Source organism: Flavobacterium sp. 316, from assembly GCF_000967805.1.
Taxonomy (GTDB): domain Bacteria; phylum Bacteroidota; class Bacteroidia; order Flavobacteriales; family Flavobacteriaceae; genus Flavobacterium; species Flavobacterium sediminilitoris.
In genome coordinates, this window is record NZ_JYGZ01000006.1 from 230,579 (window position 1) to 249,051 (window position 18,473).

General features: G+C 31.1%; 18 protein-coding genes. 10 read left to right on the forward strand and 8 right to left on the reverse strand.

Annotated features, from left to right (window positions below):
- Positions 1–2 precede the first annotated feature (2 nt).
- The 6 genes from nosZ (at position 3) to SY27_RS14525 (ending at position 6,385) form a co-directional block, all read left to right on the forward strand.
- Positions 3–1,979, forward strand: a complete 1,977-nt coding sequence (gene nosZ, locus SY27_RS14500) for a Sec-dependent nitrous-oxide reductase (protein ID WP_045971585.1) — start codon at positions 3–5, stop codon at positions 1,977–1,979.
- Positions 1,980–2,039: 60 nt separating this feature from the next.
- Complete coding sequence (locus SY27_RS18570) at positions 2,040–3,047, forward strand: nitrous oxide reductase accessory protein NosL (protein WP_045971587.1); 1,008 nt, start codon at positions 2,040–2,042, stop codon at positions 3,045–3,047.
- A gap of 11 nt (positions 3,048–3,058) precedes the next feature.
- Positions 3,059–4,294 (forward strand): nitrous oxide reductase family maturation protein NosD, encoded by a 1,236-nt coding sequence (nosD, locus tag SY27_RS14510; RefSeq protein WP_045971589.1) that lies wholly within the window; start codon positions 3,059–3,061, stop codon positions 4,292–4,294.
- A 149-nt stretch (positions 4,295–4,443) separates the two neighbouring features.
- Positions 4,444–5,154, forward strand: a complete 711-nt coding sequence (locus SY27_RS14515; protein WP_045971591.1) for an ABC transporter ATP-binding protein — start codon at positions 4,444–4,446, stop codon at positions 5,152–5,154.
- Positions 5,151–5,918 (forward strand): ABC transporter permease, encoded by a 768-nt coding sequence (locus SY27_RS14520; RefSeq protein WP_045971593.1) that lies wholly within the window; start codon positions 5,151–5,153, stop codon positions 5,916–5,918. Before SY27_RS14515 ends, SY27_RS14520 begins: the two co-directional genes overlap by 4 nt.
- A gap of 95 nt (positions 5,919–6,013) precedes the next feature.
- A complete protein-coding gene (locus tag SY27_RS14525) occupies positions 6,014–6,385 on the forward strand; it encodes a group III truncated hemoglobin (RefSeq protein ID WP_045971595.1) in 372 nt (123 codons plus the stop codon).
- Here SY27_RS14525 and nadB read toward each other — a convergent pair.
- Genes nadB through SY27_RS14540 form a run of 3 tightly spaced genes read right to left on the reverse strand, consistent with a single transcriptional unit; the run spans position 6,382 to position 9,808 of the window.
- Positions 6,382–7,902 (reverse strand): L-aspartate oxidase, encoded by a 1,521-nt coding sequence (gene nadB / locus SY27_RS14530; protein ID WP_045971597.1) that lies wholly within the window; start codon positions 7,900–7,902, stop codon positions 6,382–6,384. The genes SY27_RS14525 and nadB overlap by 4 nt on opposite strands.
- Positions 7,903–7,904: 2 nt before the next feature.
- Positions 7,905–8,837: a quinolinate synthase NadA gene (nadA, locus tag SY27_RS14535; protein WP_045971599.1), complete on the reverse strand. Its 933-nt coding sequence runs from the start codon at positions 8,835–8,837 to the stop codon at positions 7,905–7,907.
- Positions 8,838–8,857: 20 nt separating this feature from the next.
- Positions 8,858–9,808 carry a DUF438 domain-containing protein gene (locus SY27_RS14540; RefSeq protein WP_045971854.1) on the reverse strand — a complete coding sequence of 317 codons (951 nt, stop codon included), beginning with the start codon at positions 9,806–9,808 and terminating at the stop codon, positions 8,858–8,860.
- Between the two features lie 176 nt (positions 9,809–9,984).
- Between SY27_RS14540 and ric the strand changes: the two genes are divergently transcribed.
- Genes ric through SY27_RS14555 form a run of 4 tightly spaced genes read left to right on the forward strand, consistent with a single transcriptional unit; the run spans position 9,985 to position 13,681 of the window.
- Positions 9,985–10,713: an iron-sulfur cluster repair di-iron protein gene (gene ric / locus SY27_RS14545; protein ID WP_045971601.1), complete on the forward strand. Its 729-nt coding sequence runs from the start codon at positions 9,985–9,987 to the stop codon at positions 10,711–10,713.
- Between the two features lie 34 nt (positions 10,714–10,747).
- Positions 10,748–12,862 carry a ribonucleoside triphosphate reductase gene (locus tag SY27_RS14550; protein ID WP_045971603.1) on the forward strand — a complete coding sequence of 705 codons (2,115 nt, stop codon included), beginning with the start codon at positions 10,748–10,750 and terminating at the stop codon, positions 12,860–12,862.
- Positions 12,846–13,010: an anaerobic ribonucleoside-triphosphate reductase gene (gene nrdD / locus SY27_RS19215; RefSeq protein WP_152640771.1), complete on the forward strand. Its 165-nt coding sequence runs from the start codon at positions 12,846–12,848 to the stop codon at positions 13,008–13,010. Before SY27_RS14550 ends, nrdD begins: the two co-directional genes overlap by 17 nt.
- Positions 13,004–13,681, forward strand: a complete 678-nt coding sequence (locus tag SY27_RS14555; RefSeq protein ID WP_045971606.1) for an anaerobic ribonucleoside-triphosphate reductase activating protein — start codon at positions 13,004–13,006, stop codon at positions 13,679–13,681. The genes nrdD and SY27_RS14555 overlap by 7 nt, the downstream gene beginning before the upstream one ends.
- 32 nt (positions 13,682–13,713) lie before the next feature.
- On the opposite strand, the gene SY27_RS18575 is transcribed toward SY27_RS14555, so the two are convergent.
- From SY27_RS18575 to SY27_RS14575, 5 genes are all read right to left on the reverse strand, one after another.
- Positions 13,714–13,959, reverse strand: a complete 246-nt coding sequence (locus SY27_RS18575; protein ID WP_082084370.1) for a DUF6755 family protein — start codon at positions 13,957–13,959, stop codon at positions 13,714–13,716.
- A gap of 16 nt (positions 13,960–13,975) precedes the next feature.
- Positions 13,976–14,482, reverse strand: coding sequence for a Rieske (2Fe-2S) protein (locus SY27_RS14560; RefSeq protein WP_045971608.1), 507 nt, complete (start codon positions 14,480–14,482; stop codon positions 13,976–13,978).
- A 9-nt stretch (positions 14,483–14,491) separates the two neighbouring features.
- Positions 14,492–15,061 (reverse strand): 4Fe-4S dicluster domain-containing protein, encoded by a 570-nt coding sequence (locus SY27_RS14565; protein WP_045971610.1) that lies wholly within the window; start codon positions 15,059–15,061, stop codon positions 14,492–14,494.
- Positions 15,062–15,079: 18 nt separating this feature from the next.
- Positions 15,080–17,296 (reverse strand): molybdopterin oxidoreductase family protein, encoded by a 2,217-nt coding sequence (locus SY27_RS14570; protein ID WP_045971612.1) that lies wholly within the window; start codon positions 17,294–17,296, stop codon positions 15,080–15,082.
- Between the two features lie 112 nt (positions 17,297–17,408).
- Positions 17,409–18,458 carry a hypothetical protein gene (locus SY27_RS14575; protein WP_045971856.1) on the reverse strand — a complete coding sequence of 350 codons (1,050 nt, stop codon included), beginning with the start codon at positions 18,456–18,458 and terminating at the stop codon, positions 17,409–17,411.
- Positions 18,459–18,473 lie beyond the last annotated feature (15 nt).

An 18,473-nucleotide genomic window follows, 5' to 3' on the forward strand; every position in this document is an offset into this window, starting at 1 on the left:
ATATGAAAAATAGATTTTTAAAAACAAGTTTTATTGCTGTTCTTATTGCTTCTTTCTTTGGTTCTTGTAAACCAAAAAACACAAACGATGCTGTAAGTGGTGATGCTGCTCAAAAAGCCTATGTTGCCCCTGGTAAATATGACGAGTTTTACAACTTTGTTTCGGGTGGTTTTAGTGGACAAATGAGTGTTTATGGATTGCCAAGTGGTAGAATGTTAAAAGTAATACCTGTATTTTCTGTTGATCCAGAAAGTGGTTGGGGATTTAGTGAAGAAACAAAACCAATGTTAAACACTTCACATGGTTTTATTCCTTGGGATGATGCCCATCATCCAGAAATGTCTCAAACCAATGGTGAAGTAGACGGTCGTTGGGTATTCATTAACGGAAACAATACCCCACGTATTGCCCGTATAGATTTAAAACGTTTTAAAACAGCTGAAATTATTGAGTTACCTAATAGTGCAGGGAATCACTCCTCTCCTTTCATTACAGAAAATACGGAGTATGTGGTTGCTGGAACACGTTTTGGAGTACCAGGAGATTATGAAGATGGAAATGTGCCTATTAACACTTATAAAGAGAATTACAAAGCACATATCAGTTTTGTAAAAGTAGGTGCTGCAGGTGAAATGGATATCGCGTTTCAATTACGTTTACCTGCTGTAAATTTTGATTTAAGTCATGCTGGTAAAGGTAAATCACATGGTTGGTTCTTCTTTTCTTGTTATAATTCAGAACAAGCTAACACGCTTTTAGAAGTTAATGCTTCGCAAAAGGATAAAGATTTTATCATGGCAGTAAACTGGAAGAAAGCAGAAGAATATATCAAAGCAGGAAAAGGGAAAAGAGAAAAAGCAAGATATGCTCATAATTATTGGGATGAAAAAACGCATACAGCAATTTCTGAAATTAAAGAAGATGTATTAGTGTTGGATGCAATGGCATTAAAAGACATTTGTTACATGATTCCTTGCCCAAAATCGCCTCATGGTTGTGATGTTGATCCTTCTGGAGAATACATTGTAGGTTCTGGAAAACTAGCGGCTTTAATACCTGTATTTAGTTATACAAAAATGTTAGCTGCTATTGACAAAAAAACATATGAAGGAGACTATAATGGTATTCCTGTTCTTAAATATGATGCGGTACTTCATGGTGAAGTTCAAAAACCAGGTTTAGGTCCTTTACATACAGAATTTGATGGAAAAGGAAGTGCCTATTCGACAATGTTTGTTTCCTCTGAAATTGTGAAATGGGATATTGCAACACTAAAAGTATTAGATAGAGTACCTACTTATTACTCTGTTGGTCACTTAATGATTCCAGGTGGTGATAGTAAAAAACCTTTTGGTAAATATATGGTAGCTTATAATAAAATTACGAAAGACAGATATTTACCTACTGGACCAGAATTAACACAATCTGCACAGTTATATGATATTACTGGAGATAAAATGCAGCTAATATTAGATTTTCCAACCATTGGAGAACCTCATTATGCACAAGCAGCACCCGCAGATTTAATTCGTAATAATGGACAATACAAATTCTATAAAATAGAAGAAAACAACCATCCCTATGCTACAAAAGGTGAAAAGGAATCAAAAGTAGTTCGTGATGGTAATACGGTTCATGTTTACATGACAAGCACACGATCTCATTTTGCTCCAGATAATATTGAAGGCATAAAAGTTGGTGATGAAGTCTATTTTCATGTTACTAATTTAGAACAAGATTGGGATGTACCTCATGGATTCTCTATAAAAGGAGCTAAAACAGCTGAATTGTTAATCATGCCAGGTGAAACAAGCACTTTAAAATGGATTCCAGAACAAGTTGGAACAGTACCATTCTATTGTACCGATTTTTGTAGTGCGCTACACCAAGAAATGCAAGGTTATGTTAGAGTTTCTCCTAAAGGAAGTACAACTCCAATTACTTATAGTGTTGGTACAAACTTTCCAGCAACTAAATAAAATAAATTTAAAAATAAAGGGAACAGTGTGTTCATTGTTCCCTTTTTAAATATAGTAATTATGAATACCTCTAAAATAACAGTCTTCTCAAGAATAATCCTTGTACTAATAAGCGGATTATTCATTTTCTCTCTTTCTTTTCCAATGTGGCAAATAGAATTAGAAGCTCCACAATATCCTGAAGGCCTAATTTTAAAATTACATGCAGACAAAATTGGAGGTGATGTTGAAATTATAAATGGATTAAACCATTATATAGGGATGAAAACATTGCACACAGAAGACTTTATTGAGTTTAAGATACTTCCATATATCATGCTATTTTTTAGCTTTATGTCTTTACTAATGGTATTTGTGGCAAAGAGAAAAGGTGTCTTACTATTATTTGTTACATTTATTCTTTTCGGAATTTTAGCAGGAGTCGATTTCTATAGATGGAATTATGAATATGGACACAATTTAGATCCTAGTGCAGCAATTATAGTTCCAGGAATGGCTTATCAACCACCACTTATTGGATACAAACAATTATTGAATTTTGGAGCCTACTCTATTCCAGATATTGGAGGATGGATGTTAATAACAGTTGGATTATTATTAGGCATTATTTTAGTGAAAGAGTTTAACTTATTGAAAAGGTTTAAAAAAAATAAAATTGCTCTAGTACTACTAAGTATGGGATTTATGTCTTCTTGTGGAAGCACTGAACCAGAATCAATTAAATTAAATGTAGACCAATGTAGTTTTTGTAAAATGAGTATCTCAGATGGTCGATTTGGTGCTGAAATTATAACTAAAAAAGGTAGAGTCTATAAATTTGATGATGTTGCTTGTTTGTCTAATTATGTACATGAAAATACTGTTGATGCAGAAAAATTTTACGTACATGATTATGCTACAGAAAACACATTAATTCCAGCAGAAACAGCCTATTACATTAATGGTACACAAATTTCAAGCCCAATGAGAGGAAACACAGCTGCTTTTGCTTCAGAAAAAATAGCAACCGATTATATGAATAAACTAGATTCAAAATCTATAACTTGGAATGATGTTCTAAATCCGTAAAATATTTTTCAATGAAAAATAAAATACACTTACTTCTTATACTCTTTTTATCAATTTCAGTACATTCTCAAATTATTGAAGTCGGACCAAAAAAAGAGATAAAAAGTATTAAAAAAGCAATAGCTTTAGCAAAAGCTGGCGATACTATTCTAGTACATAAAGGAACTTATAGAGAAGGAAATATAATAATTGATAAAAAAATTATACTTCTAGGTAAAGATTATCCAGTACTAGATGGTGAAAAAAAACATGAAATACTTTCTATTAAAACAGATAGCATAATTATAAAAGGTTTAAAATTCATCAGGTCGTCTTATGCTTCAATGGAAGATCCTGCGGCTGTAAAAGTATATAGTAGTAATTTTATAACTATTGAAAATAATATTTTAGATGATAATTTTTTTGGGATATACATTCAAAACGGAACAAATTGTCTTATAAAAAATAATAAAATTAGAGCTTACGGTAAAGAAGAGCAAAAATTAGGAAACGGAATTCACTGTTGGAAAAGCAATGACATTCAAATAATTGCAAACAATATTCAAGGTCATAGAGATGGTATTTATTTTGAATTTGTATTTGATTCCGTTATTTGGAGAAATATCAGCCAGAATAATATTCGTTATGGTTTGCATTTTATGTTTTCGCATAACGATTCCTATATAACCAACACATTTAGAAATAACGGTGCAGGAGTTGCAGTAATGTATAGCAAAGAAGTTAAAATGATGAACAATTTATTCGATCAAAATTGGGGTCAATCCGCTTATGCTTTGTTATTAAAAGAAATAAATGATAGCTATATTTTAGGAAATAAATTTACTAAAAATACAGTTGCTGTACACATGGAAGGTTCTAACCGAATTAAATTTGAAAAGAACTTATTTCAAGAAAACGGTTGGGCAATGAAAGTTCAAGCAAGTTGTGGTGATAATGAAATTACCAGAAATAATTTTGTAGGAAACACTTTTGATATGGGTACTAATGGTAGTCTTGTTCTCAATTCTTTTAATGAAAATTATTGGGACAAATACGAAGGCTATGATTTAGATAAAAACGGAATTGGAGATGTACCTTATCATCCGTTAAGTTTATTTGCAGTTCTCTCCGAAAATACTCCTTCAACCATGTTGTTGTATCGAAGTTTTATGATTACTCTTTTAGACAAATCAGAAAAAATTTTACCAAGTATAACTCCTGATAATTTTATTGATAATAAGCCTCTGATGAAAATGATTCCAGGTTGAAAAGTTGCTAATTCATGGGGTTAAAATTTTAAGAGATTTATCGTAATCTTACTTTCAACAACACGAAACCCACAACGCATTATGGATTGAAAGTCAATAAGTTCAATCAAAAACCTGTAACTTAAAACCTTTAACTCGAAACTGGAATAATGATAGAAATAAAAAATATAAACAAGAAATTTGGTAAACTAGAAGTATTAAAAAACATTAACATTTCTTTTAAACAAGGGGAATGTATTGCACTTATAGGACCAAATGGATGTGGAAAAACAACTTTAATAAAGTCTATTCTTGGTATGGTTTTACCAGATAATGGAGCAATTGAGTTTAACGAAAAATCCATAAAAAAAGAATTTCAATATCGAGATAAAATAGGATATATGCCACAAATAGGACGTTATCCAGATACGATGACAATAGGTCAAATCATTGAAATGATTAAAACCATTAGAAACTCAAATGCAATTTTAGATGAAGAATTAATTCAGGCATTTGAACTGGAAAAAATGTTCGACAAACAAATGCGAACGCTTTCTGGTGGAACTACTCAAAAAGTGAGTGCTACTTTAGCTTTCTTGTTTAATCCAGATGTACTTATTTTAGACGAACCAACAGCGGGTTTAGATCCTTTAGCTTCAGAAATTTTAAAAGAGAAAATAATTAAGGAAAAGGAAAAAGGAAAATTAATAGTAATTACTTCACACTTATTAAGCGAATTAGACGATTTAATTACCGAAATAATATTTATGCAAGATGGAGAAGTATATTTCCATAAAAAAATTGCTTCACTTTTAGAAGAGACTAATGAAACTAAAATCTCTAAAGCCATTGCACAAATTTTAAAGCAAAATAAAAAATGAACAGAATTATAAAAATCATACTTTCTGATATTCTAAAAAACAAAATTGTATTGGCATACACTTTAATTTTAGCCATACTATCTTGGGGATCCTTTAGTTTAGAAGATAACTCGTCCAAAGGAATTTTAACTATTTTAAATGTAATATTATTTACAATTCCTTTAGTTTCTATACTATTTGCAACCATTTATTTATATAATAGTTCAGAATTTATTGAACTTTTACTGAGTCAACCCATAAAAAGAGTAAAAATTTGGATGAGTTTATTTATTGGACTTTCCTCATCTATGGTTATTTCTTTTTTTGTAGGAGCAGGAATTCCGTTACTAATATTTGCACCAACTGCTATAGGTTTAATGATGGTTTTAGTAGGAAGTTTAATATCAATTGTCTTTGTAGCGTTAGCTTTTTTAAGTTCTATTATAACGCGTGATAAGGCAAAAGGAATTGGTATCTCCATTATGACTTGGCTTTATTTTGCCTTGCTTTTTGATGGAATAGTTTTATTCTTATTATTTCAATTTTCAGAGTATCCAATTGAAAATGCTATGGTTGGTATTACTGCATTTAGTCCAATAGATTTGGCACGCATTCAAATATTATTACAATTAGACGTGTCTGCAATGATGGGTTATACTGGAGCAATTTTTAAAGATTTCTTTGGTACTTCACTCGGATTATTTCTATCCTTTTTGTTACTTTGCATGTGGGCTATAATTCCTTACTTTATATCCCTTTGGAAATTTAAAAATAAAGATTTATAATATTTCATTATGAAATCGCCATGATTCTATAACACGAACACTAATAAAGATTTTCATGGTGATACATATTTCCAAAATTTAAATATTATCTATATATGAAAAATGATATTCAAAACAGAAACGACATAATTCTCTTGGTAAATACTTTTTACGATACTGTAATTGCTGATGACGTTATTGGTTATTTGTTTACTGATGTAGCTAAAGTAAATTGGAATTTGCACCTACCTAAAATGTATGATTTTTGGGAAAACATATTATTTAGTACAGGAAATTTTGAAGGAAATCCAATGATAAAACACAAGGAATTAAATCAAAAAAGCAAATTAAGTGAAGATCATTTCAATCATTGGAATAAATTATTTAATGCTACGGTTGATATACTTTTTAAAGGAGAAAAAGCAGATGAAATTAAAAATCGTGCTATGAATATTTCGCAAATGATGATGCAAAAAGCGGTAGATTAATTTTTTATAAATCCACCTTTGTTTTCTGTTCGCTTTAAAGAATGAGAAACTACTAAAAGGGAAACATCTATCATGTTTTCTAATTCGTATATTTCCTTAGTAACTTTATGATTTAATTTTAAACTATCAATTGTATTTTTCCATAAATTCAACTGGTTTTTAGTTATTTCTAAATCAAGGTTATTTCTAACAATACCCACATTTTTTTGCATCATAATTTGCAATTCTTTTCTCGTTGAAACAATCCAATTTTTATTAAAATATTGTTTATTTTGATCTTTCTCTATTGAATAAACTTCAATTGAAATTGAATTTGTAATGGTGTTTTCTTTTAAATAATTAAAAATTCTATCCGAGTACACTATTGCTTCTAGTAATGAATTAGATGCTAATCTATTAGCACCATGTAAGCCTGTTTGTGAACATTCACCACAAGCAAATAAATTTTCAACAGAAGTTTTACCATTTGTGTCTACTACTACTCCACCACAAACATAATGTTGCGCAGGAATAACCGGAATCCAATCGTTTTCAATAACAATTCCAATAGATTTACAACGATCATAAATCATTGGAAAATGCTTTTTAAACTCTATTATATCTAAATGGGTACAATCTAAATACACACATTCATTACTCGATTTTTTTAATTCTTGCTCAATACATTGCGATACAATATCACGTGATGCTAATTCACCACGTTTATCATAATCTAACATAAATCGATGTCCGTCTTTATTACGCAAATAAGCTCCAAAACCTCTAACTGCCTCCGAAATTAAAAAAGTAGAACTTAAATCGTTATTGAATAAAGCTGTTGGATGAAATTGAATAAATTCCATATCTTTTATTGAAGCATTTGCTCTTTTTGCCATTGCAATTCCATCTCCTGTAGCAATTACTGGATTAGTTGTATGTCCGTAAACCTGACCAATTCCTCCTGTTGCTAATAAAGTAAAATCAGCTTGAAAAGAGAGTAACTCATTTGTTTTTTCATCTAAAACCCTTGCCCCAAAACAAATATTGTCTTTAATAATTAAATCTGTACCAAAATGATAATCAAATATTTCTATATTTTTTTGAAGATGCGCTTTTGCTAAAATAGCACGTTCAATTTCATAACCCGTTTGGTCTTTATGATGCATTACACGATTGCTTGTATGTCCGCCTTCCCTACCCAAATCAAAAGACCCTTCTCTGTTTCTATCAAATTGCGTTCCCCAATCTATTAATTCTTGCACACGTTTTGGACCTTCAGTTACTACAATTTTTACAACTTCTTCATTACATAAACCATCTCCACAAATTAAAGTATCTTCAATATGTTTTTGAAAATTATCTTCAATTTGATTCATAACAACTGCAATGCCACCTTGTGCATATTTTGTATTCGATTCTTCTTCGTTGGCTTTCGTAACTATTGTAACCTTCTTATTTGGAAAATGTTCTGCAATTTTAATTGCAAAAGTTAATCCAGCAACGCCAGAACCTAGAACTAAATAATTGGTTTTTCTCATATTTACGATAATTCGAGCATTCGATTAATTGGTAATAGTGCTTTTTCTTGAATTTCTAATGGTACTTTAATTTCAGGAGATTCATTCAATAAACAATCATAGACCTTTTGTAAGGTGTTCATTTTCATAAAAGCGCATTCACTGCAAGCACAAGTATTATCTTCGTGTGAAGGAGCAGGAATAAGTATTTTATGCGGTACTTGCTGTTGCATTTTGTATAGAATTCCAGCTTCGGTGGCAACAATAAACTTATTTGAAGAAGATTCTTTTACATAATTTATCATTCCAGCGGTTGAACCAATGTATTTTGCAGTTCTTAAAATATGTGTTTCCGATTCTGGATGTGCTATAATTTCAGCATCTGGATGTAGTTTGCATAAATCTAACAGCTTTTCTATTGAAAAAGCTTCGTGCACAATACAAGAACCATCCCACAACACCATTTCTCTTCCTGTTTGTTCCATAATGTACTTGCCTAAGTTTTTATCGGGTGCAAATATTATTAGTGTTTCTTTAGGAACTGAATTCACAATTTTTAACGCATTGGAAGACGTACAAACAATATCTGACAGTGCTTTAATCTCAGCCGAACAATTCACATAGGTTATTACAATATGATTAGGATGTTCTTCTTTAAATGTCTTGAATAAATCAGGCGGACAAGAATCGGCTAACGAGCAACCTGCTTTTAAATCAGGTAGAATAACTTTTTTATTCGGATTCAAAATTTTAGCTGTCTCAGCCATAAAATGAACTCCTGCAAACAAAATAATGTCAGCATCAACATTTACTGCTTCTTGAGATAAACCTAAACTATCACCTACATAATCAGCAATTTCTTGTATGGCCTCTTCCTGGTAATAATGCGCTAAAATTACCGCGTTTTTCTCCTTTTTTAATTGAAGAATCTTTTCTTTTAATATATCCGTATTCATTTTCTTCTTGTATTAAAAATTTAATGCCAATCTAATAATCGTTGTTCCCCTTCTATTTTTTTAATATCGGTAATATCTTGCGACATTTCAATTACACCTCTGTATTTTTTATCGTTATCTCTAACCGCAAAATAGCGTATGTAAATCAATCGTTCCTTATAATTTATCCAAAACGAAGCTTCATTTTTATTTCCTTTTTTAAATTCTTCTAAAATTTTTAAAACGGTATCTACACTTTTTGGTGGATGACAAAATTTTACTTCTCTACCAATAATTCCAGCACTTCTTGGAAAAACTCTTTCTTCTCCACGATTATAAAAAATTACCTTATCATTCTCATCTACATAAGTAATATCTAAAGGCATGGTTCTAAAAAGCAAATTAACTTGCTCCACTGTCATGTATCCTTCATCAAAATGAGAAGCCTCTTTCGAAGTAAAATCCAAATTCCGTTCCGTTAAATCTTCTGAAGGATGTATGTATTGATTTTCTGGATAATTTGGAGGAGTTTCTTTTAGCATCCAACCAATCTCTTCTTCTCCTTTTCGCATTGTAATCCAATCTTCTTCTTTTAAAAGGTTTAACGCCATTGGAAATAACATTGTTTCTTCTATTTCCATTAATCGATAAATACCATTTAAAAGATATTCTAAATTTATTTTTAATTTTTCAAAGTTTTTTGTTACTACATAACCTCTTAATAATCGAAATTGCTCTCTTAAAGTATCATGAAAAGACCACATTCCTTTAGATGGACCATTCCAATTGTATTTTTCTAAAAAAGGAAATAGTTGATTCTCTTTTCGAACAAAACGTTTTTCAATTGTTTCTAATTGATTAAAAACATTAAAGAACTTTTGAAAATCATCTTCAGGATCTGATTCTACTAGTTCATTTATTAAATCATTTATTAAATCATTCTCTTGAAAATAAATACTAACTGGATGTCCTTTTTCTAAAGTAGAAATTATTTTTTCTTCCATTTATTTGTCTTTTTTAATACATCATTTTTCTTCTGCAAAATAAAAGTGAATATTTAGTTCTGGTTATGACTTCAATCATAAAAACTAATATGCTTTTGATTGTAATATTGTTACAGATTATAATTTAAAAATCAAGTTACAAAAACGAATAAAACATAGAAATTATGAATATATTAGAAAAACAAACCATCGGAGAATATGTTGCAAACGATTTTAGAACAGCTTCTGTATTTTCTAAATATGGCATTGATTTTTGCTGTAAAGGCAATAGAACTATTGAAGAAGCTTGTAGTAAAAAAGGATTGGATGCTGAACTAATTCAAAAAGAAATTGACAAAATAGTAAAATCCAAAAATAGTAATCACACAGACTTTCAATCTTGGCCAATCGATTTCCTAATTGATTATATTAAAAAAAATCACCACCGTTATATTGAAGAAAAAACACCTACTCTATTAGCTTATTTAGATAAACTATGTAAGGTTCATGGAAGCGCACATCCAGAATTATTGTTGATCAATGAATTATTCAAAAGTAGCGCAGGTGAATTGGCACAACACATGAAAAAAGAAGAATTAATTTTGTTTCCATTCATCGAGAAAATGTCGAATGCAATTCGTGGTAATTTTAGTTTAGAACCTCCTCATTTTGGAAAAGTAGAAAACCCAATCGCTATGATGAAAGATGAACATGAAAATGAAGGTGATCGCTTTGTTAGAATTTCTGAATTGACTAATAATTATACACCTCCAACAGATGCTTGTAATACCTATAAAGTTACGTTTTTAATGTTACAAGAATTCGAACAAGATTTACACAAACATATTCATTTAGAAAATAACATTCTATTTATTAAAGCAATTGAAATGGAAAAAAAACTTTTCGCTTCATAAAATAGAACAACAAAAAATCTAAAGAAATATATAAATGGAAATATATGTTATTAAAAGAAACGGCGATTATAAACTTTATGAAAGTTATAAAATAAAAGATGCAATCGAGAAGAGCTTTAATAGTGTAACTGTTCCGTATGATGAAAGTATTTATAAAACAGTAATAAACCAAATTGAACAAAAAGAAGTTTGGGCGGTTGAAGATATTCAAGATTGCATTGAAAAAACGCTGTTTGAAAAAGGATATTTTGATGTAATGCGTTCTTTTATGTTATTTCGTCATACTCGAAAACTACAAAGAGAACATATAGATGGTTTAAACGATGACACTACTTATGTAGATAGTACACAAACTATTGAAGAATACATTTTTCAAACTGATTGGCGCATAAATGCAAATGCAAATACTTCCTATTCAAATGCAGGATTGGTAAACAATACTGCGGGTAAAATAATAGCTAATTATTGGTTAGACAAAGTTTATACTAAAGAAGAAGGCTACGCACATAGAAATGGAGATATTCACATTCATGATTTAGATTGTCTAACTGGTTATTGTGCAGGTTGGAGTTTGAGAGTGCTATTAAATGAAGGTTTTAATGGCGTTAGAGGTCGTGTAGAAAGCAAGCCTCCTTCTCATTTTAGAGAAGCACTCGGACAAATGGCTAACTTCTTAGGAATATTACAAAGTGAATGGGCAGGCGCACAAGCTTTCAGCTCATTTGACACCTATTTGGCTCCTTATGTTTTCAAAGATAATTTATCTTTTGATGAAGTTTTAAAAGCAGTTAGAAGTTTCGTTTATAATTTAAATGTTCCAGCTCGTTGGGGACAATCTCCTTTTACGAATATTACCTTAGATTGGGTAGTTCCGTCTGACTTGAAAGAACAAGTTCCAACTAAAAATGACATTCATCTATTTAGAGGAATTAACAAACAAGTTTTATTAGAAAAGGCAAAAGAAAGAGGTATCTCTAACTTAGAAGAAATGCGTTACGAACATTTTCAAAAAGAAATGAACCTCATCAATAAAGCTTATTATACGGTTATGACCGAAGGCGATGCAAATGGGCAACCGTTTACTTTTCCTATTCCAACAGTAAATATCACAGAAGATTTTGATTGGGATGGAGAGAACACTGAAATCCTTTTCGAGAATACTGCTAAAATTGGTTCATCTTATTTTCAAAACTTCATAGGAAGTCAATACATTTTAAATGAAAATGGAGAAAAGATTGAAAACGAAAGTGCTTATAAACCAAATGCTGTGCGAAGTATGTGCTGTCGTTTGCAACTCGATTTACGTGAATTATTAAAACGTGGAAACGGTCTTTTTGGAAGTGCCGAAATGACAGGAAGTATTGGTGTAGTTACTATTAATATGGCTAGACTCGGTTATCTGTACAAAAACAATAAAGAAGGCTTATATCAACAATTAGATAAATTATTAGAAATTGCTAAATCTACTTTAGAGAAAAAACGTGTCTTTATTCAAGATATGTACGAAAGAGGTTTGTTTCCTTATACCAAACGTTATTTACCCCACTTTAGAAACCATTTTTCTACAATTGGCGTAAATGGAATGAACGAAATGGTTTTAAATTTTACCGATGGTATGTACGATTTAACTTCTGGTTATGGCAATGATTTTTGTTTAGACGTTTTAGATTATATCCGAAACAGAATGAAAGAATACCAAAAAGAAACAGGTAATTTGTATAATTTGGAAGCAACACCTGCCGAAGGAACTACCTATCGATTTGCAAAAGAAGATAAAAAACGTTTTCCTGAAATTTTACAAGCAGGAATGGAAGACAATATTTATTATACGAATAGTTCACAAATACCTGTCGATTTTACTCAAGACCCATTTGAAGCTTTACTAATGCAAGATGAATTGCAATGTAAATACACTGGAGGAACCGTACTGCATTTATACATGAATGAACGAATAAGCTCTTCAGAAGCTTGTAAAAACTTTGTAAAAACAGTAATAACAAACTTCAAATTACCTTATATAACAGTCACACCCGTATTTAGTGTTTGTCCAACTCATGGTTATTTAAATGGCGAACACGAATATTGTCCGAAATGCGATGAAATTTTAATTGAGAACCTTAATAACACAACTTATGAACACAAAAACTAACGAAGTACTAGAACAAAATCAACATTTAAGAACAAAATGCTTGGTTTATACTAGAGTAATGGGATATCACAGACCTGTAGAGAGTTTCAATATTGGAAAAAAAGGCGAGCACAAACAACGTGTTCATTTTAAAGAAAATGCGTGTTAGCAAAATCCATTTCAAATATAACACCTTTTACTCTTTTAGACTATCCACATAAATCAGCTTGTATATTGTGGTATGCAGGCTGTAATATGAGATGTTTGTATTGTTACAATCCTGAAATAGTTTTAGGTAAAGGAACTATTTCTTTTACCGAAGTAATTTCATTTTTAAAAACAAGAATCGGATTGCTAAATGCTGTTGTTTTTAGTGGTGGAGAATGTCTTATTCATAAAAATATACTAGAACATATTGAACTAGTTAAAAAAATGGGTTTTCTTGTCAAAATAGACACAAATGGAAGTAGTCCAAAGGTTTTAAAGAAACTATTAGACGCTAATGTAATAGATTATGTAGCCTTAGATTATAAAGCCTTACCCAATAAATTCAAAACAATTACAAAATCCAACTTGTTTGCCGAATTTGAAGCGTCATTTGAACTCTTAAAAGCTTCTAAAATTCCATACGAAATACGAACAACTTACCATTCTGAACTTTGTACCAATGCTGATTTAATTGAAATGCAAAATTATCTTAATAACAAAGGATATACAGGTAATTTCTATGTCCAAAATTTTAGTAACGGAAGCGAAACACTTTCTCCTTTGCCTAGATCAGTCAACTTAAAAAAGAAAGATTCAGCTTCTATTCAAAATTCAAAAATTATAATTAGATAAAAAAATACCGAAAACAATGTTTCGGTATTTTTTTATGCACTTCTATTTCCTTTTGGTAAATAATACAACCAACTAAACCCTATTAAAAACAACACTAGTGATGCTATAAAGGCAGGTATTAATATTTCCCTATTATCATCTAAAGCATTGTTTAACGCTGTATAAAGCAGCCAAATTTGCAAAGTAACATTCAGTATTAATATAAATATTAATGTTGATAATATGGTATTCAACTTATTTGGATTCGCTTTGTTCTGACTTGTTCTGAAATTACTCATAGTTTTACTTTTTAAATTAGCTTATCGCTTCTTGGAATGATTTTACAAAAACACCCGTTTCTTTAAAAAATACTTCTAATCTTGGTAAAGCTCTTGGCGGCGGACCTTGTAGAACTTCTCCTGTCATAGCATCAAAATAACCTTTATGACAAGGACATTCAATTTTTCCAGAACCAGGTTCATAAAACACAGAACAAGATAAATGTGTACATTTTTGTTCGTACGCTCTAAATTCGCCATTTTCTAAATGAATAAGAATATAGGGAACTGTGCTTCCTTCAATAACAAAACCTCTAGTTCCTCCAACAGGTATTTCCTCTTTTTCACATACATAATGTTCCCCTGCTACTTTTTCTTTAGGGTCTAAATAGGCTTTTGCAGCTACTAAACCACTTCCAACCATTAAACCACCAGATACTAATGTTAAAAATTTAGCAAAATCACGACGGCTAACTTGTGTTGCATCTTGTTTATGAATAGGAAAATCTTTTTTCCAATTTTCATGATTATTTTTATCAGGCATAACTTAAGTTTAATATATTATTAATTCATTACTACCTTTCGGCATCATGATATTTACTTTTGTATTGACAACTTCTTTTCCAAAAACAAAAGTGTTTACTGGAGAACTGTTTGGACGCATTTCTTGAATTTCTTCTCTTGTACCATAAAATAAAGCACCACTTGGACAAACGGTAGCACACATTGGTTTTTTACCAACACTCGTTCTATCGTAACACATAGTACACTTCATCATTAAGTCATATTCTTCTACTTTTTTTGGTACTCCAAACGGACAAGCAATTACACAGTTGGAACAACCAATACATCTTTCTGTATTTGCAGTATGTACAATTCCGAATTCATCTTTAGAAATAGCATCCGCAGGACAAACACTTGCACAAACAGGATCATCGCAATGCATACAAACTTGCACTGTTGTTTGAATCGTTTCAGAACGTTCCACATAATTGACATGAATCATAGAATCTTGTCCATTTGTTTCACATTCCGCACAAGCCATTTCACAAGCTTTACAACCAATGCAACGTTGCATATCTACAAAAAATTCTTCATTTTTATTAAAATTGGTATAATTCATATTTTAATTTTTTATAGATTAAATACTAGCGTATGCTTTCGTTTCACTTGATGGTCTTGCTTGTTGTCTTAAAGGTTCTAGTTTACAAGCAGAGACTTTAAATTCTGGAATTTTTGAAATAGGATCCAAAGTTCCAGGTGTTAATAAATTAGCCGATTTTAATCCAGACCAATGGTAAGGAATAAATACCGTGTCTTTACGAATAGTTTCTACAATATTTGCAGGAAATATAGCTTCACCTCTTCGAGTACTTACTTTAATTAATTCATTTTGTTGAATACCATATTTTGCAGCCAATTCTGGATGAATTTCTAATAATGGTTCTGGATATTGATCCACTAATTTTCCAATTCTACGTGTCTGTGTTCCACTTAAATATTGTGAAACTACACGACCAGTTGTTAATGTTACTGGATAATTTTCATCTGTAACTTCACCTGGTAATTTATAAGGAGCTGGGTTAAAGTGTGCTTTACCATCTGGTGTTTTAAACTTTTTATCTTCCCAAAGTCTTGGAGTTCCTGGATGATCTTCCGTAGGACATGGCCAAAACATTCCCATATTATCTTCAATTCTTTTATACGTAATTCCGTTATAATCGGCAGTACCTCCTTTAGAAGCAACTCTTAATTCATTAAAAATAGCTTCATTATCATTATAAGTAAACTTATCTTTTACACCTAATCTTTCTGCTAATTCTAATAAAATAGAAGTATCTGTTCTTGCATCTCCTGGTGGAGTTACTGCTTGACGAATTCTAATTACTCTACCTTCGGCAGAAGTTGTTGTTCCTTCTTCTTCTTCCTGTAATGAACCTGCTAAAACAATGTCAGCATGACGAGCCGTTTCGTTTAAGAAAAAGTCGATACATACATAATATTCTAATTTTTCTAAAGCTTCACGAACGTAATTACTATTTGGTAAAGAAACCAATGGGTTAAAACATAAAGAAATTAAACCTTTTATTTCACCTCTATGAATGGCTTCAATAATTTCATAAGCAGATAATCCTTTTCCAGGCAAATCTTTTTCATCTATACCCCAAACTTCAGAAATATATTTTCTGTGTTCTGGGTTTTCAATATCTCTATTTCCAGGTAATTGATCACATTTGTGTCCGTGTTCTCTACCACCTTGACCATTTCCTTGACCAGTAATGGTTCCATAACCACAATAAGGTCTTCCAATTCTACCAGTTGCTAATACTAAATTGATACAACCTAAAACATTATCAACTCCTTTAGAATGATGTTCAATTCCTCTTGCATGTAATAAGAAACTTGTTTTGGCTTTACCCCAAAGTTCAGCAGCTTCTTTAATTTTTTCTTTTTTAATTCCTGTAATTTCTTCTGCCCATTCTAATGTGTAATCTTTTACAGCATCAATAGTCATATCAAATCCTGAAGTGTAATTATCAATAAAATCATGGTCTAACATATCGTTATCAACCAAATATTTTAACATTGCCCCATATAAAGCTGAATCTGTTCCAGGTTTTACATTTAAATGCACATCAGCAGTTCTTGCTAACGGAATAACACGAGGATCAACAACAATAAGTTTTGCACCTCTATCACGTGCTTTCCATATCCAATGTGTTAATGTTGGGAAAGTTTCACTAATATTTGCACCAGCAACAATAATAACTTCAGCATATTCTAAATCTGCATACGTATTAGAAGCTCGGTCTAAACCAAAAGCTTTTTTGTTTCCAGCACCAGCACTTACCATACACAAACGACCGTTATAATCTAGATTTTTTGTTTTAAGTGCTATACGAGCAAATTTACCAACCAAATAACTTTTTTCATTAGTTAAAGAAACTCCAGATAACATAGAAAAAGCATCATTTCCGTATTTTTCTTGAATACGTTTAATTTCTGAAACCGTTTTATCCATAGCTTCATCCCAAGAAATTGGTTCAAAACCTTTACCTTCTACTCGTTTTATAGGACTTAAAAGTCTGTCTGGATGATTATTTTGTAAGTAACGTTGCACACCTTTTGGACACAGTCTTCCTTCGTTAAAAGGAAATTCCATCCATGGTTCAAAACCTACTACTTTATTGGTTTTTACTAATAATTTTATTCCGCATTGCATACCACAAAAGCAACAATGCGTTTCAACCACTTTATCTGGTTCGTCCCTTCCTTCATATCCATCTTTTGGTGAATAATTTAAATGAGGTCCAAATTCTTCTATAATTTTTTCTGCTGAAACAGGTAATTTTGCCATGTCTTTATATTTTCTGTTCTTGTTTTTTTAGTGTTATGATTAAATCTCAACTGTAAACTATATTCACAAACTGTGTCTGAACATTAAAAACTGAACACTGATTACTTATAAACTATCCAAATAATTTTCCACCCTCTTGTCTAGCTTTCAAATGTGCTTGAGCTAAACGCGATCTTTTTCCTTCTGGGCTTAAATCTAAATGTGAACTCCCATCTTCTCTATCGAAATTGAAACCTAATTCTTTTGTAACAATTTTTAAGTCATTAACATGAAGATTTGTTGTAAACTCTTTACCAGTATGTTCACAAATTGCCATTCCTTGCTTCATTCCTTCTTTCTTGTAAATATGAGCACCAATTTGTGCTGGTCTTTGAATAATATGAAAGAATTTTCCAAACGGAATCCAAATAAGAAACATAATTACGGTAACCGCATGCGTAACTGCAAGAAAATCAAAGGCAAAACCTTTCATAAATTGGTATGAATAGGTTAATCCCAAACCTGTTACTGAGATTGCAATTAATAAAATTAAAGGAAGTAAATCTCCTTCAAAAGTTTGTGTTGCAATTAAACCAGGGTTTGTAAGACGTCTTCTCAAATAATAAAGAGAACCTAAAATTACCAACCAAGAAGACCAATTTAAAGCATGGAATGTTAAAAACGCAATAACTGAACCCAACTTAAATGACATTATGTGGAACCCAAAAAAATGAGCTTCATAAATATCAATTCCTCCTGGAGCCAACGTAAAATGAATCCATCCAAAAGTCAAAGGAATTGTAATTAAAAAAGCAGAAGTACAACCAACAGCTATCATAAAATGGGCAATCCAACGGTACTTTCCTCTAGGATAAATGAATTTTTGGAAAGCAATATTTTCAATCGATTCTTTAGAAACAAACCAAAGATGAGAAAACACTTTTCCTGTTACTAAGTAACTAATTCCTCTTTTAAAATATATCCATGTTGGTGGTCTTTGTAACCAAACAGAATAGCGATATACAATACCAAAAAAAGCAAATAGTGTCCCAAATAAATAGGTAATTAATGCAGCATCGAAGTTTTGTAAATTTCTAGATCCGAAAAACACCAAAGAAATCATAAAAACAGATAAAGCTGTAGCTATGAGCAATGCTTTTGTATTAAATGTTTTGTTCTTCATTTGTATACTATAATT